General features: G+C 39.4%; 6 protein-coding genes. All 6 read right to left on the bottom strand.

The genetic code is table 11. The features are described 5' to 3' along the window. Positions 1–324 precede the first annotated feature (324 nt). The 6 genes from TERY_RS02685 to TERY_RS02665 all read right to left on the bottom strand — a co-directional run bounded on the left by TERY_RS02685 (position 325) and on the right by TERY_RS02665 (position 17354). Entirely contained in the window at positions 325–10932 is a 10608-nt protein-coding gene (locus TERY_RS02685) for a CHAT domain-containing protein (protein ID WP_011610410.1), read from the bottom strand. A gap of 164 nt (positions 10933–11096) precedes the next feature. Next, positions 11097–11324 carry a hypothetical protein gene (locus TERY_RS02680; protein WP_044136323.1) on the bottom strand — a complete coding sequence of 76 codons (228 nt, stop codon included), beginning with the start codon at positions 11322–11324 and terminating at the stop codon, positions 11097–11099. 363 nt (positions 11325–11687) lie between these two features. Continuing rightward, on the bottom strand, positions 11688–12719 hold the full coding sequence (locus tag TERY_RS02675) for a hypothetical protein (RefSeq protein WP_011610409.1): 1032 nt from the start codon (positions 12717–12719) through the stop codon (positions 11688–11690). 406 nt (positions 12720–13125) lie between these two features. After that, entirely contained in the window at positions 13126–14463 is a 1338-nt protein-coding gene (locus TERY_RS02670) for a tetratricopeptide repeat protein (RefSeq protein WP_044137141.1), read from the bottom strand. A 533-nt stretch (positions 14464–14996) separates the two neighbouring features. Next, positions 14997–15128 carry a hypothetical protein gene (locus TERY_RS36045; RefSeq protein WP_370496492.1) on the bottom strand — a complete coding sequence of 44 codons (132 nt, stop codon included), beginning with the start codon at positions 15126–15128 and terminating at the stop codon, positions 14997–14999. Between the two features lie 441 nt (positions 15129–15569). Then, complete coding sequence (locus TERY_RS02665) at positions 15570–17354, bottom strand: sodium:solute symporter family transporter (RefSeq protein ID WP_011610407.1); 1785 nt, start codon at positions 17352–17354, stop codon at positions 15570–15572. Between the last annotated feature and the right edge of the window lie 522 nt (positions 17355–17876).

Here is a 17876-nt window from a genome sequence, read left to right as displayed (position 1 = left end):
GTTGTTGGTATCTGTTATTTCAACAAAACCCGTGAAACTACTACCGCTACTGAGAGTGTCAATATTATCAGTGCTATTCCTACTATTGACGCTTCAACGTTTAAATGATATATTGTCGTTGACACAAATATTTTGAGATTTTGTCGATAATTGACAACACATAACAAATGTGATCAAAAAATCCCTCCCTCTATCAATTAATATTTAGGGTTTGCTAAAGAAGCCGTCGTACAAAATTAATTACACATCCACATGATCTGAACCCAAAAATTACGAATAAGTTGACTACATTTGAAGATGTTGAATGTTAGTTGGTCATTTTTATTACCAAGGACTACCAACTATAGTAAACCCTGCCCAGTAATAAGGATGAGATAAATTTTGATTGTTTACATTTGCGAACGCCGAAGGTAGCTCCACCCCACCACGAGTGCTGCTTCCCCTCAACTCCCCACCTGTAATAAGCACCTGCCCTTGCAGCATTGCTAACTGCGCCTGTCTTAATGCCTCTGACTTGATCTTAGCATCATTCAAATGAGTATAAAACTCTGTCATTAATGCCAATGTCCCTTCATCACTTACAGTCCAAAGGCTCGTTAAGGCTGACTTCACTCCCGCTGCTACTGCTAACCCTGCAAACCCTAATTCCGCTTCTCTATTTCCTACAGCAGTGCGACAAGCAGACAATACCAACAAGTCAACCGATGGGGTACTCCAACCCAACTCCCGCACTTGGTCTAACTTTATTTGTTCATTACCCCATAGCTGAATGTAAGAATTACTAGGTTTTCCTCTATTAAATGTTGCATGGGTAGCTAAGTGAATAATAGGATAGGGATAATTTTTTCTTTGAGTTAACAAATTATTCTTGGTAAATTCTTCGTTTAAAAATTTACTACCTTCCCATAACTGTTCAGAAATTGTTTCTATCTCCACAGGTACTGCTGGTAAAGGTTTTTCATTGATAAATTTACTAGCTCCCATAGCTAATACTTGAGTACCTTGAAGTGGGCGATAATTTGTATCCATTAAGCTGATACTCGGAATTAAACTTAGGCTATATTTCTCAATTAAAAATTGCTTTCCATCATGTAATGCTGCCACTGGTAAAATACGTAAACCTTCACCCATACTGAACAATAAGGTATCGATATTTGCTGCTTCTAATTCTGCTGATATAGGTGCAATGAACCAATCATATAATTGTTTTGCTGGTGATAGATAACTATTAAAATCACGATAGGCAGGACTTGTCGTTAATTTGAGGAAATTTATAACTACTTTCTCTAATTTTTTACGGTTAGCTTCCGGGATAGTTTTAAGAATAGGTTGACCATCTTTGGTATATAAAATTATTTGTAATTCCTCTGGATAAGCATTAATATAAACAACTGCAGATTCTTTTCCTGTTTTAGCAGCCATATCGGTTAAGATTTCTCGGGGTGTTTTTTGGTTAATAAATTGTTCCTTAAAATCTGTTCCAAAGTAATTAGAATATTCGTTAGTAAGGTTTTGTTCTAACATTGTTATTACTTGGTCTGAACCAGTCGCAACTGTCAAGGAATTGGTATTGACGGTATCAATTATGTTTAAGATTTTTTGGGTATCCGTTGTACTATTAATAGATGATTCTGTTTGTTCTTGGGCTGTATTTGTATTAGTTGTTTGGTTATTGTTGCTGGGGGTAGAAGTTGAAATTAATTCAGACCTTTGAGACTGGGTAAGGGTTGATGAAATGTTTTTATTGTTTGAGGAATTTGTAGTGGAATTATTCTCAATATTGTTATTGTTATTATTAGAGAAATTTTCTTGATTAAGTCCTTGATTATTAGGTATATTGTTATTAGAAATTACTGGTGTATTAACATCTCTTACTGATATTTGATTGAGCGTAGTCTCATTACCGAAAGTTTGATTAATGACTGGTGTATTAATCTCTCCTTCTGCAATTTGATAAATACTAGTATTATTACTAGCATTTTGTTCGATATCCCCTGTATTTATATTCTCTCCTGCAGTTTGATTTAGGTTAGTATTATTACCCGCATTTTGTTCGATATCCCCTGTATTTATATTCTCTCCTGCAGTTTGATTTAGGTTAGTATTATTACCCGCATTTTGTTCGATATCCCCTGTATTTATATTCTCTCCTGCAGTTTGATTTAGGTTAGTATTATTACCCGCATTTTGTTCGATATTCCCTACATTTATATTCTCTCCTGCAGTTTGATTTAGGTTAGTATTATTACCAGCATTTTGTTCGATATTCCCTGCATTTATATTCTCTCCTGCAGTTTGATTTAGGTTAGTATTATTACCAGCATTTTGTTCGATATTCCCTGCATTTATATTCTCTCCTGCATTTTGATTTAGGTTAGTATTATTGCCTGCTTCTTGACTAATATTTCCTGTGGTTTGGTTTCCTCCTGAAAATATATTTGCATTCGCATCTCCCTCTCCTGCTTTTTGACGAATGTCTCCTGTGTTAATATTTTCTGGTGCTCTCAGTGTTAAAGCTCCTAGTGTACCACCTGATGTCATTTCTATATCATAGGTGGCAATAGAACCATCTGTTGCTTCTACATTAATTTCCCCGGCGCTTGTTCCTGCGATAGAACTTAAATTTCCCGTACCTACTTCTGTTCCGTTGATGACTATACGTCCACTCTTTCCCTCTGAAGCTTGTGTTGTGACATTTCCTGTATTAACTTCTGCTTGTTGGCTCTGAGTAATTAAGTCACCACTTTCTGTCATGCCGTAGGATGATACATTTGCTAAATTTACTCTTTCTGGGGCATCTACTTTGACGTATCCTCCTTTTCCTTGTTTTGAATAGGAGTCTATATCGCCTGTAGAGTTAATTTCTCCTCCTTGACTCTTCAGTGTAATATCACCTCCCTGCTCCATTCCTTCTGAACGAATGCCGCTAATATTAACATTCCCTGGGGATGTGAGGTTGACGTTTCCTGCTGTTCCTGCATCTGAATATGTTTGTAATGCTCCTGCTGCATCTATGCTACTTTCACTATCGCTCCTAATATTAATATCTCCTCCCTGTTCCATTCCATCTGAACGAATGGTGTTTGTATTGATATGACCCGCTGCAGTAATATTTACATCTCCTGCTGTACCTTTTTCTGAGAAGGTTTCTATGTTTTGAGTTGCATTAATTTCTCCTTGCTCGCTGGTAATATTAACGTCTCCACCTGTGGTAGGGTTGTCTGGGTTAAGGGCGCTGGCTTCTAATTTCCCTGTGCTAATATTTCCTTTGGCATTGATAATAATATCTCCGGTGCCGTCTGGGGAACGAGAATTTATTGTGCCACCGGTGGTGTCTATTGTACTGTTTCTGCTGCGGAGTCTGATGTCTCCAGCTTTTCCTTTGGTGGCTGGTTCTCCTGGTTTAGGGATGAGGACCAGGTTTTGGTTTACTTTTGTTTCTTGTCTGACAAAACCTGATGCTAAGTCTATTTTACCTGTTTCTATTGCGTTATCTGCAGTAATATCAATTTGTCCTGTGTCGCCCTCGTTGGCACCAGAATATATATTAGCTGCTGTAGTATTAATATTGTTGCCTGCTTCTAGAGTAATATCTCCTCCTTTTCCTTGTTTGTCACTGTTTCCCTCACTTGGTGGCTCTGATGCAGAAATAATATTACTGTTTGCTTCTATATTAATATTGTTTCCGGCTTTAATGTTTATTTGACCTCCGTCTCCGTCGGCGTAGGAATAGATATTATTTGTGGTAATATTTCCTTGGGGTGCTTCCATTGTAATGTCTCCCGCGTCACCGCCTCCTGAATAGTTGGCTAAGAATTTACCACTACTGGTGTCAATATTTCCGGTTTCTGATCTGATGGTTATTTGACCACCCTCTTGCTTTCCGTGAGAACTTATGGTATTGGCAGTTATGTCTGTTTGGGCTTTGAGGGTAACATTTCCGGCGTTGCCTCCTTCTGAAAATGATTGAATTGCTCGGGTGGCGTTAATTTTTCCTTGTTGACTGGTAATACTGATGCTACCTCCGTCAGCAGTTTCTCTTTTATTTTTGGCGGCGGAGGTAACAACTCCTGTGGTAATATCTCCTTGGGCAGTAATATCTATTGTACCTGCGTTGCCCGCCCCGGTACTTTTAGCTGATATCTTGCTGTTAGGCGCAGTTATTTCTCCTGCTTCAATGTTGATAATGCCTCCATCTCCTGTTCCTGTGGTTTCTGTTAATATTCGGCCTTGTTGTTGGAATGTTTCACTAGAATTAATTTTGATTTCGCCTCCGTTTCCGCTGTCGGATGTGGATGCTGATATTTTTGTGTTTTCGGCTATTGTCAGGTTTTTTGTTTCAATGTTAATAATGCCTGCGTCTCCACTACCTTTGGCTTCAACTGTTATCCGACCATCTCCTGTAATATTTATGTTTTCTGGTGCTAATATATTGATGTCGCCTCCCTTTCCTAGAGATTTGGTGCTAGCAGAAATGAAGCCTTGGTCGGTGAAGGTAATATTGATGTTTGGGTCGGTTTTGCTATTGAGGTCTGGGTTGGTTTTATAAGGGGTGATGGTTAAGGTTCCGGCGTTTGATGCTCCTTTGGTTTCCGCGAATATTCCTAGTTTTCCTGAGATTTCTAGGTCGTTGGTGTTGATGGTGATGTTGCCTCCATCTCCGGTGCTTGTTGCTTTTTTTCCGGCTGTTGCACTTATTTCTGTGCCTTTTCCTATGGTAACTGTTTGGGAGTTAATTTCAATGTTTCCGGCTTGACCTTGACTGTTGGTTTCGGCACTTATGGCTACTTGCTCTGATAGGTTGAGGTTTTCTGTTTGGATATTGATGGTGCCTGCATTTCCACTCCCTGTGGTTTCCGCTGATATTTTTCCGTCTCCTGTAATGTTGATTTTTTCTGGTGCTTGAATATTTATGTTGCCTCCGTTGCCACTGGAGGTGGTGCGAGCAGAAATGAAGCCTTGTTGTTTGAATTCTATATTTAGGTTGGGGTTGTTTTTATATGGGTTCAGGGTGAGGGTGCCTGCGGGGCTTTCTCCTGCGGTTTCCGCGAATATTCCTAGTTTTCCTGATATGTCTAGGTTATTGGCGTTGATGGTGATGTTGCCGCCTGCTTCTTTGTTGCTGGCTCCTTCTAGTGCTGTGGCACTTATTTGGGCGTTTTGTCCTATTGTGAGTTTTTTGGTGTTTATTTCTATGTTTCCGGCTAGTCCGGCGCTGTTGGTTTCTGTTGTCAGACTTGTTCCTTTTTTTAGGGTGAAGTCTGTGGTGTTGATTTTGATTGCGCCGGCGTTGCCTTGGTCTTCTGTGGAAGCATTGATTTTGACTCCATTGGATATTCTCAGGTTGTTGGTTTTGATGTCGATAATTCCGGCGTTACCTGTGCCTGATGTTTTGGTGGCAATGAACCCTTGGCCTGTTATGTTGATGTTTTCTGGGGCTTTGATGAATATGTTGCCTCCGTTGCCTGTGGATGAGGTGGAGGCGGAGATGAAGCCGTCGTTTTTGAAGGTGATGTCTAGGTCGGGGTTGTTTTTGTAGGGTGAGATGCGAAGGATACCGGCGTTTTTGCTGGCTTCGGTTTCGGCAAATATTCCGAGTTTTCCTGTGACGTTGAGTTTGTTTGTGTTGATGGTGATGTTGCCTCCTTCTCCGGTGCTGGTTGAACCTGTTAAGACTGTGGTGCTGGCTTTAGCGCCTTCTCCTATGTCTATGGTGTTGGCTTGGATTTTTATGTCTCCGGGGTTGCCGGCCCTTGCGGTTTCTGTGATGAGTTTGGTGTTTTGGTCTAGGATGAGGTTGTTGGCTTCTATGTTTATTTGACCTGCGTTTCCGGTTCCTTCTGTGTTGGCTAGGATTTTGCTGTTGTTGGTGAGTTCTATGTTTTCGTTGGTTTCTAAGGTGATTTGGCCGGCGTTGCCTTGGGAGTTGGTGGTGCTGATGATGTCGGTGTTTTCGAGTGTGATGTTGCCGCGGCTGTAGATGTTGACGTCTCCGGCGGCTTGGTTACTTTTGGTGTCGCTTTCTATGGTGACGTTGTTTAGGTTGAGGTCGCCGTCACTGTTGATGAAGACGTCGCCTGATTGGGTATTTCCTGTTTCTATTTGTATTTGTTCCCCGAAGATTTCTACTGTTACTTGTTCACTAGTGATAATGGATGAGTCTTTGATTTGAAGTGGTTCTTGTGTCTTACTTTTTATTGTTACTTTTCCTGATTCAGAGTGGGAGGATAGTGTTAATATATCTGTGTTACTGAGATTGTTGGTGGTAATGTTAACGTCTCCAGCTTTTTTAGAGTCAGTGCTACCTACAGAAAATGTATAGATTGTTAGTTTTTCTGCATTTCCGTCTTCTGGAGGGTTAATTTGTTTTGCATTCAGTGTTATGTCTCCTCCATTTCCTGAGTCGCCTCCATAGGAAAAGGACCTGGAATCGAGGTCTTGTGTAGTGATATCGCCACCAGCATCCAAATCAATGGCTCCTCCATTTCCTGACTTGCCAGACCCGGAATAGGACCCGGAATATGAGTTGTCTTCCCAGGAATCGGACCCGGAATAGAGGTATTGTGTAGTGATATCGCCACCAGCATCCAAATCAATGGCTCCTCCATTTCCTGAGTTGCCTGAGCTGGAATCGGACCCGGGATAGAGGTTTTCTGTCTTGATATCGCCACCAGCATCCAAATCAATGGCTCCTCCATTTCCTGAGTTGCCTGATTCGGAATAGGAGCTGGAATAGAGGTATTGTGTAGTGATATCGCCACCAGCATCCAAATCAATGGCTCCTCCATTTCCTGAGTTGCCTGACCTGGAATAGGACCCGGGATAGAGGTTTTCTGTCTTGATATCGCCACCAGCATCCAAATCAATGGCTCCTCCATTTCCTGAGTTGCCTGACCTGGAATAGGACCCGGGATAGAGGTTTTCTGTCTTGATATCGCCACCAGCATCCAAATCAATGGCTCCTCCATTTCCTGAGTTGCCTGACCTGGAATAGGACCCGGGATAGAGGTTTTCTGTCTTGATATCGCCACCAGCATCCAAATCAATGGCTCCTCCATTTCCTGAAACTGAACCAGCAGAAATTGAACCTGCTTTAGTATCAATTGAACCTTCTGTACTTTCTATCTTGATATTACCAGCATTGCCACCACCACCGCTGGTATTTTCTACATATCCATAATCATCAACAAAAAACTCACCAGAATCAGTCATCATCTCTGCTTTAGTAGTAATATCCCCTAACGCCTTCATCTCCACACTACCTCCATCTCCATCAAATGATGAAGTATCCAATGAAAAAGTACTAATCTCACCAGAGATCGCATTAAGGTTGACATCACCTCCATTGCCTCGCTCTGAACTAGAATTAATCAGGCCAGAAATAATATCCTTATTAGCATTCAGGTCAATTCTTCCCCCATTAGCAGTTTCGCTCAAACTACGAATATTTCCCACACTAATATCACCATGAGTTGCTTCTAGGTTGATCGCTCCACCATTTCCTCCAGCAGCAATCTGAACAAGAGGATTACGCAGCAACAGTTGTGTACCTATGGCAGTAGTTCCCCAGTGAGCAGTCTCACCAGCTCTGTATAAAGTGCCGTTACCATATTCGATATTCGTATCTTTTACCGTCAAAGTCCAAGTTCCATTAGGATTTTCTCCATTAAAATCTGCTAAACTTCCTTGGGGACGATATGTACCATCAAACGGAGCAAGGCCATTATCAATACTTCTAGAAGCATTATCATCCAACACAGTATCCTGAAAGTTCTCTCCTCCATAACTACCAACACCTGTAAACAATTGTACTTTCGTTTTTTGGGGTGATTCCAGACTAACCTCTAACTGCTTATTGTAAGTATGTGCCGCAGAAAAGCGAACATCTATATTTTTTACAGTTCCCAAGTCACCATCTACAGTAAAAGTAAATGTTGCAGTATCTTCCCAAGTCTTCGTAGCAGGCACATAATAAAGTTTACCTTCAACTCCAGCTTGATAATAAGATTGGCCGTTAATAGTATATTTCGATACTTTCTTCTCATCATCATAACCATCATAATAAACATTATAAGATTGGCCGTCAATGGTTATCTTGCCACCATAATAACGACCTTCATCATCTACCCCCGAAGAAGACCAATCAAAATCTTCCTCTGAAATTAATCCACTTTTATCCTCCACTCCCGGAGGTATCGGCCCCCCCTCATCCACATCGATCGCCTTCAACAACTCCCCACCAGAATAAACAGGCAACCAAGAAGTATCAACATTCCCCAAAACCAGACCAGCACCAGCAATAGTCAAACCTCGCCCATTAGTCTTAATAGTATCCGCCCCATTATCAAAAACATCAGGGTTACTCCCAACATCCGGCTTATTATCCAACATCTCCACAAGACCAAACCCATCCCCATCCAGATCCGCACGAAATTCTATCTTCCCCCTCCCAGGCATAAACTCCAATGCATCATCCTCTATATCCTCAACAACAATATCATTTGTCGCCGACAACTTAACATCCGCATCCCCAGAAGTCTCATCAAATTCATCATTTATCCTAATATTAGTCCCAGACAAAGAAACAGCTTCCCCACCACCTTTAATACCACTACCCGTAGCCACAATATCTCCCGCCGCTTCAATATTTATCCCACCACCTCCATCAACAACCTCCGTATTTTCTGTAGATGTCGCCTCAGAATTATTCTCTACAACCTCATTGCTAGAAATAGTTTCATTTAAAGTCACATTTCCCGCGCTCTTAATATCAACATCTCCTCCAAAAGTAGCAATACCATCTACATCCTCACTCACACCACCAATATTCACATTTCCCACATCAAAAAACACCCCACCACTACCAGAAACCGCCTCCAAATTCTGCACATCCAACCGCAAAGGTTCACCAACAAAACCTATACCTCCATTCCCAGAAGTTCTAAACAAAACACTCCCCGCATTTATCAAAGAATTCTCAGAAACTCTAACAATATTTCCCCCATTTGCATCAACCAAAACCTTCCCTGTCGTCCTTAAATTTCCCAGATTTATATCACCTACCTCTCCTAAACTTCCCAACTTAATATTAATTCCACCACTTCCAGCATTTAAAATTGTTCCATCCAATTGATTTATCGAAGCTTTCCCATCAGAACGGTTAGCCAAATTCATCTCATCATTATTACCCAATAAATCAATATTTCCATTTCCACTCTTAGTATCAATATCCGCATTTATATTAATACTTCGACCCGCCTTTAACTCCACAGAAGAATCAGTTTCTATCCTTTCATTTATGGTAATATCATTATCAGCATCAATAATCACATTCCCCGATAATTCCCCTAAATTATCCGCCGAAATAGTCACATCAGAATTCTCATCAGCAGCAAAAGGATCAAGAGGATTTTCTGTTTCTTTATCTTCTAAATTATCAGTATTTTTTGTTGTGGAATTATCAGTATTTTCTGTCTCAGAAACCTCGGAATTATCCTCAATAATTTCCCCATCATAATTATCAGTATTTTCTGTCTCAGAAACCTCCGAATTATCCTCGACAATTTCCTTTTCACCTTCCGAATTATCCTCTCCCACCGTCACACTTTCTGGGTCCAATAAAATCGTACCTTCAGTCCCTAAAGCCGCAGTAACATCCACCTTTCCATCAAAGATTAATTGTTCTTTTCCCCCAATTTTAACCAACCCTCCATTTCCCGAAGATGTGCCGCCTTTAGCACTAATATTTCCCGCAAAATTAGTAATACCATCCGACCAAATTCTAACTTGACCTCCATCACCATTTGTGATAGCATCCGCAGAAATAAATGAATTATTATTAACAAAAGTATGCTGAGAATTAGGAACTATACCCAACCCTTGAAAATCTCCTCCTATTAATACAGTTCCACCCCCATTTTTGCCATCAGCCTTGATATTTGTATCTATAAGAGCCACACGATCGCCCCACACATTAACTTGGCTTCCAAAACTAGCACCCCCCTCATTTTGGAGAGAACTAGCAGTAGTTGATACATCTATCTTTCCCGAAATAGTTGCCGTTCCCGGAGTCTCAGCCACCATAGTATTTGAACCGGTCAAAACCACATCACCATTCTCTTTAACAATAACAGATGTAGCCTCAACGACATCTCCTCCACCAGCTAATAACTCTGGTAAAGATAGAGGATCAATATTAGAAATATTTTCTCCATCCTCTAGGGGTACCTCTAAACTTAACAAATGTCCTGGTTGAGATATTTTCAGGGTACTACCACCTTCGACAGCAGTGACAGTAATATTACCCCCAGGGCTAGAGAGTTCCCCTGTATTAACAACAGTTCCCCCTAATAAAGTTAAATTTTCTCCAGAATTTAAAGTTAAACTTCCTTCATTAACAATAGAACCAGGTTTAGAAACATCAAACCTATAACCACTAGGGCTTCCGAGCAAATTTGAATAGTCATTAGTCCCCATAGCCTTGAACCAGAAATTATTCTGGTCAAAACCAATACCAGTAGCAGTAGTAACACTGAATGACGCAGGTACATTGAGGCTGGCGTTTGGGCCAAACATTATGCCTGCGGGGTTCATTAAGAAGAGGTTAGAGCTGCTACCTAGAACCTGAATAAGACCATTAATATAAGAAGCGCCTCCCTTAACTCGTCCGAGAACATTGCGAGTATCCGGGGTCGTGACAAAGTTGGCAGTTTGACCAGAGTGCACATTAAACTTATCAAAGCTGTGAAATACATTAGCACCACTGCGAGTCCCACCTTTAATATTAAATTGTTGGCCCTGTGGAGTAACAGTAGTATTGGTGCCATCCTTAGCCGGGGTTATGGGCTGGGAGTTGGCGGGAGTGGTGGCTAATGTGCCTAGTATTAAACTCAGAGCTTTTATGGTGCAGAGTTTTGAGCTATTAGGTTTCATCACAGGCTTTTGTTATTGTGGTAGATGTTGAAAATTATATTGACTTTTTATTTAATTTATAGGTATTATTATAAATCCTTACCATACAAAAATCAAGAAATTATTTAAAATTTATTTGTCATTTTAATCATAAGCGCTTATATTAGTGTATACATTAGCTTGGCCTACTTAAGGTAGTTAGATGCCCCTAACAACAGCAAATAAATTAAGATATAGACAATTTGATTAAGTTGCTTCCTGACATTCTCCCGAGGTAGGTTCATGAGGTATGCCGAGAGTCCGTAACATTGAGCTGTAGAGTCTTTCTCCTTCAATGCTTCCACCTTCATATATTTACTTCCTTGTAGTCTTACAGTCCCTCCATAAACTGACTTTGCTAACCCAGCAACCAAAATATTTCTACCGACTTTTATATCATGATCATACTAACTACCCTACTCTAAAAACTACTCTGTTACAGTTAAACACCATTTTCTTGCTACGTAAACGTATTGAAAGCAACCCTTAGAAATAGAAAAGTACCTATTAGTTTTGATTAATTCCTGTCCGTACTATTCTGCTCCATAGTTGAAATGTCTAACTAACCCTCTCCAGTTAGCATCACTACCCATCCATGAGAATTATTTCTTGGGAAGTAATAGAAGTGTTTCTTGATTTGCAGGCCATATTTTTGACTGCTAGCTCATTAACTACTATCATTTAGTTTCCTCCTATTAATTGAGTAATCAGTTTATGGGGGACTAAATAACTTCTATTTACCTCCTCAATAACTCTCCTGCTTTGTTAATAATACCCAAAGAAGGTTCCAGCCACTCTAATCTCTGTTGGATGCTCCCCTTATATTCACTATTCCCCTGCTGCACACTCAGAGCCAGCCCTTGCTGAAAAATGTCTTTTGCCATTAAATTCAACCCTAGCTTTTGGTATATGTCTCCCAACAAATAATAAACCTCTAATTTTTGACTTCCAGATTTAACTAAGCCTTCCAATATCTGAATAACGTCAAAATTTAATTCTTTGTCTAGGTAAAACATGGCTAAACTCCAATCTTTTTCCTCTTGAGTTTTATCAGCCTCCTTGAGCGCCTCTAGCTTCTGCCGTAATTCCTCCTGTAAAGCCTCTGCTTCCTCATCCTCTAATACCATAAACCAATTATTATTTTTCTCCTCGCTGCCATATTCATCTTGAGAAGTAGCCCCATTATTCGCTACTATAGTTATACGATAATATCCACCAGGCTCCAATTCCCCATCATAACTAATTTGGCATTCCTTCGTTTCTCTTTCCCAGTCTTCCACCTTAACTTTATAGTTAGTAGCCCCGGGAACTTCATTCCAACGAATAGTCAATGGAGCATTCAAAACATAAGTCTTACGAGGACTAACCAAATAAGGCAGTTTTTCTAGACTTTCTTCAAATGCAGGAGCTTTAGGGCCGCGGGTGGAATGATTATTACCTTGATCTAATAAAGAAATTTTGCTTCCTTCTGAACATCCGTCAGAAATCGAATGTATTCCTGGTTTATCTATTATCCATTTAGTTTTATCACTACAATAAATTGTAGCCGAAGCATTATCTATTACTTTAATTTTGTCCTGACTGTTGAGAGTGATACCAGCCTCAATTTTATTAAAGTCTTTCCATTTTGACTTTTTGACTTGGACATTGCCCTCAACATTAATTAAGATATGAGTGGGAGCACTGAAGGCAGGCATAGCCCATCCCATTACTGTTAAGGTCAATGCAGTTTGGATTTTTCTTTTCAAACTCAGGGAAAAATTTACCATTGTTGCTTTTCTGTTGTGTAATTTTTATTTACTACTTGTATCTTATAAGATTATAGTATATTTAATATTTATTAATGTTAGTCTCATAAGTTTTTTTTTTATAAAGAAGAGAAGGCTTTTTCCTTCCTGATCGGAAAATCGCTCTCTAAAACTCTTACCTAAGTATTACTATTTAGTTTAGTGTTGTTCTCGCTACTCAGAGTGATAGCAGATCCAGCTGGGCGAAAGTTCTTCCATTGCGCCTTTAATAAATTGAGGATTTCGCCCAACATAAAGGGTAAATATGGGAAGGATGACTTAAAAGAAGCATTCCTTATCCCACAATTATTACAGTCAATGCAGCCTATATTTTTCTTTTCAATTTAACATATAATTTATCATTATTTATTTCCATTACTTAATTTATTTAATTATTTAATTGTTGTTTAGCTTCATATAACCATGTATCCTCTTCAGGATTAATACTTTCACCGGCAGCTAAACGAGATTCAAGCAATTCACGGCATTGTTGCCAAGTTTTTTGAGTCCCAGAGGATTTCTCATCTGTTGATGACAATATTTTAGCGTATATACAAAAAGCTGCTCCTGGGCTCCGAATATATTGCTTATATTTGGTGTTCTGAGCAATTGCCATTGCCGGTAAAAGATAGGAAACAGAATCATCATATTGATTTTGTTCAAATCTTGCCCATCCTAAATTTTTATAAATATTATATGTTTGAGTCTTCAAATTCAGCTTTTCGCTATCCATTAACTCCTCAAATTGATTTTCTTTTTTCTCTAAAAGCCCCAAAGCTTTTCGAAGCAAATCTATCGCTTCCCCATTCTTACCTTCCTGAATATACAAATAAGCAAGATCATTATAGGCATCTATAAACCCAGCTTGAGCTGCAAGTATATGTTGTTTCTTAGCACTATCAAAATCTTGTAATTGTTCATAAATCTTGGCTAACTTATAACGAGCATCTACATTATCAGGATATAAGTTAATTGCTTGTAGATAAGACTCTTCTGCTAACGCTAAATTTTCCTGTTCTTCTGATTTTTTACCCCTCAGTTTGTAGCTATTAGAAATAGATGGTAAATTTAACCAAATAGTTAACAATAATCCTGTAATTAATAGAGTAGAACCAAGCTTTGCTTCCTCCTGATAATGTTGAGGGAGTTTAATTTTTTCTAAAAGCTTATCAAACCCTTTTTTTCCGTTTTCCGTTAACTCACTTTGAGCTTGCAGTAATGATAATATACCAGGAAAAGTAATAGCTAACACACCCTGTAACCCAGAACCACTGACTAAAAAAAGACTACCCAAAGTTCCCAAAAGAGTTAAATTTACCGTCCAAACCATAACTCTTATAATTCTAATCAACCCATCAAAACGATTCCAAGGGTGAGATTCGATTCTTTTTTTCTCAACATCAATATCCAAATACCACCACCAATTTTTCGGTAAACTCGGGAAATTATTTCGATATTCATCTAATATAATAAAATCAATTAATTTATCAGAATTATCTTTGAGTTTTTTGTCTAATTTTTTAATTTCTATTACTGCCAAATTACAATTTTCAAGGTTATTATATAAAGCATTACTAATAGCATCTCTAGCCAATAAAATTTTCAAAGCTTCTTGCTCTGATAGGGAAGCATTGGGGGCTGTTAATTTTTCTAATAATTCTTTATAAACAAGAACTATTTTTTCTAATTCTCTTTTTTCTAATTCTCTTTTTTCTAATTCTATCATTTCACTAAGTCTTGATATCCCGTAATCAAAAAAAACTGCCTCACTTGCCATTCTTGAAACGACAAATTTAGCATCTATTTAATAGATCTCCTTTAAAGTCAACCATAAAATTAACTTCAATTAGTTTTATAGCACATATCCTCAATAAACTTTAAGGGTTGGGTTTCAAAATCTCCTTTTTTTTTCCTAGCTTCAACACCAACTTATTCATTCGTTAAAGAATTATTGTAAGAGGATATCTGTAAATAAAACCTTAAGGGACAAGACAATTTAACATCAGTAAAATCATGGCTATATAAACAACAGATTCACTTACTTCCGTTAAACCCTCCTAATCTTTACTAAGTCGTCTTTGGCGTCCGAGCATACCTAAAGTTCTCTCCACCACCCAACCTCAAAGTTCAAACCCAAAACTTTTTTGATAACCTTCAACCACCCCCTGATGAAGCTCCCATCCATCCGCGGCTTGCTACAACCCCTGGCCTCTATAACCTCGTTCAGCTCAAACCTTTTTTAGAGTTGGAACTGACAGACTAAATTCTGCTAGCAATATCCTCCCAGCTGTGACATCTGATATATTGGCAACATGAACCAGCACCACTAATACCAGTCTCAAGGTTTACACTAGGATGTAGCATTTCCGCGTTTTGACCTTTGGCTTCCATGAAAGCTCCCCTCTGCCCCTCCTTTCTCCGTTGTTTTTACTGATTGGCTATCAACTATCCCCCCTGTGGGTTCTGGGTTTCGTCCCTCTTGTTGGCAGACATTAGCCCATCGGCTATGGTAAATTCCTTGCTAGAGTCAAAGACTCCTGCCATTTTTGGTAAACCACCATACACAGTCAAGGCCTGTGGGAAGTCATGGGGGAAAAGTTCCCAGGAACAACCACATTATAATATTGTAGGTTGTACATGAAAACGAAGCCCAACTTGGAAGTGCCAATTTTTGATCATAAGCATTTAAATAATATTCATACAGGACTTACACAGAACCAATTATCTAGTAGCCGCTGTCAACCCACTATAGATAGTGTATATTTTGATCTGTGTAGGTAAGTCCTGATCTAGTGAAAGCGATCGCCTGGCAAATTCAAAATGGGACAATTCTCAATTTTTAACTTTTAGATATCTGTACCAGGCAAAGTATAAACAGATAGAAAGTATAATCAATAAAAAACATAGAATTTTGAAATTATCCCAACGTTTCATCACAAACATAATTCCGGTAAGGCACAAAACTATTTGCCAAGGAATTGCGATCGCAGTTGCCAGCAAATCCTGTTGGTTCTCTAGTGTGATTTTTTCCCTGAGATAATGGGGCACATTAGTGGCGATCTGCTTCCAGAAACCAAAGGGGCGAGTGATAGTATAGAAATTCTCCAGGACTAACCTTTCTGTTGCTGGAGTTAACAGAGTTCCAACAATGCATCCTGCTAAAGAACAACTACTAGGAATTAGAAATTGGATAAATTCGGCAATTTGCAGATCCAGTAAAGAAGGTAAGACGATGGCCTTAGTAATAATTGCGGCTATCATGCCAGCGGCAATACCCGTAGCGAATCCATAGCCATTAAACCGCCACCAATACCATCTTAACAGCAGAGGAACCGCCAGACCTGTGCCCAGTCCCAAAGTCAACCATCCCCAAATTTCATTGATATTGGAGATACTGAAGCTAAATAGTAATCCTACCATAGCTATGATTACCGATGCCCAACGACTTTGAAACATCAGTTTGCGGTTATCAGCTAGGGGATCAAGGTAAGCTTGATAAATATCTTTCACCCAGTAAGCAGCACCACCATTAATTAGGGAGTCAAAAGTAGACATTCCGGCGGCAATAAAACAAGCTAATATCAATCCTTTAATTCCTACTGGTAGGTAAGTAGCAATGACTGTTGGTAAGACCAGTTCTGGGTCAGAAATTACTTGGTTAGTAATGCCGTAATTAATGCCCAGGATTGCAAAAGCTGTTACTAAAGGCCAGCGAAAGGAAAGCAAAAAGATCCACCACAGGGACATTAACCCCACTTCCCGATCGCTTTTGGCAGCAAAGTATCGCTGCATCATATAACCACCGATACCCCCAAACCCTTCCATTAATACCTTCAGTAGATAGAAGCAAAGGATAGCGCCGAATAAGTTGAAACGGCCATAGTCTCCTGGCAAGTCTACTTTCATGGAGGGGAATATACTACTCCACTCCCTAAAATTCCACTCCTGCAATTGATTAGTGCCTGGAATAGAGATAGCAAATGTTTCGGGGAGAGGGGGCAGTTGGATGGCGATCGCGCAGATATAGATGATGGCAAAAAAAATCAATACTCCCTGAAATAGGTCTGTTAAGACTACCCCATAAAAACCACTGATAACAGTGTAGATCAATGCCAGGAAGATAATGATAATTGAGGCGAGGCGCGCATCGACCGCGATAAATTCTCCTAAGAATTTGCCCCCACCTATGGCAAAATAACTAATTCTACCAATGGTCAAGATAATAGCAGCAATGGCACTAACTATGCGGGCGATATTTCCTTCTCGTCCGACTCCAAAACGTAAATGCATCCACTCTGCTAAGGTCATAACTTGGGCTCGACGATTCCATTTGCCCATAAAAATCATGAACATTGCTAGAATTAAGGCAATGCCACCCCGGAGTTCCAAAAAAAATCCCTTTGTTCCCAAGGCGTAGACTAAAGCCGTTATCAACATTGTTCCGGCAATGTCTGTATTGGAAGCCATTCCGGAAGCTCCCAATACCCACCAAGGCATATTCCGATCACCCAGAAAATAAGAGTCTATACCAGCGGAGGCTTTTCGCTGGAGAAATATGCCAAACAGAACAATTGCGAACAGGTATAACCCGACGATAATATAATCAATTAAATGCATAAACTACTGCTCTCTAAAACTGAGACAAAGGGTCGTATAGCTCTTGACAATCTGATGTTGACTTCCTGTTGAACCTTATACGGTCTATGGCTAGTCATCTACAGGTATTGATAGGTCTTGCCCAACCACATTTATCAAATTAATACTTGATTTAAATCTTGAACTAGTGAAGCTCTCTCCGGTTAAATCAGAGATGATAACGGGAGCTTCTAAAACAGAGACAATTTCTACGTCGTTTGCTGAAGTTTATTTTTTCATAGACTGGCTAATGTCTTACGCCTCCACAAGCAGACAAGATAATGCCCACCTCCTTTAATCCTTTATGTAATATGTTAATTGCTGTATTATATAAGAATAAGTCAATTAGATGAGTTTACCCTGTACCAAGAGGTAAAGATAACACCAATGTTTTTATTTTAAATACAAATCCCAGAACTAAAATCTTTACTACATTTACTCTCAGGAAAAATACAGTTGATAAATATTAGACATTTCTTAGCAGTTACTTGGTCAAAAGTTAGT

The organism is Trichodesmium erythraeum IMS101 (genome assembly GCF_000014265.1).
Taxonomy (GTDB): Bacteria; Cyanobacteriota; Cyanobacteriia; order Cyanobacteriales; family Microcoleaceae; genus Trichodesmium; species Trichodesmium erythraeum.
Note: the sequence above shows the minus strand (reverse complement) of the source record. Positions and strands in the feature narration are given on the sequence as shown.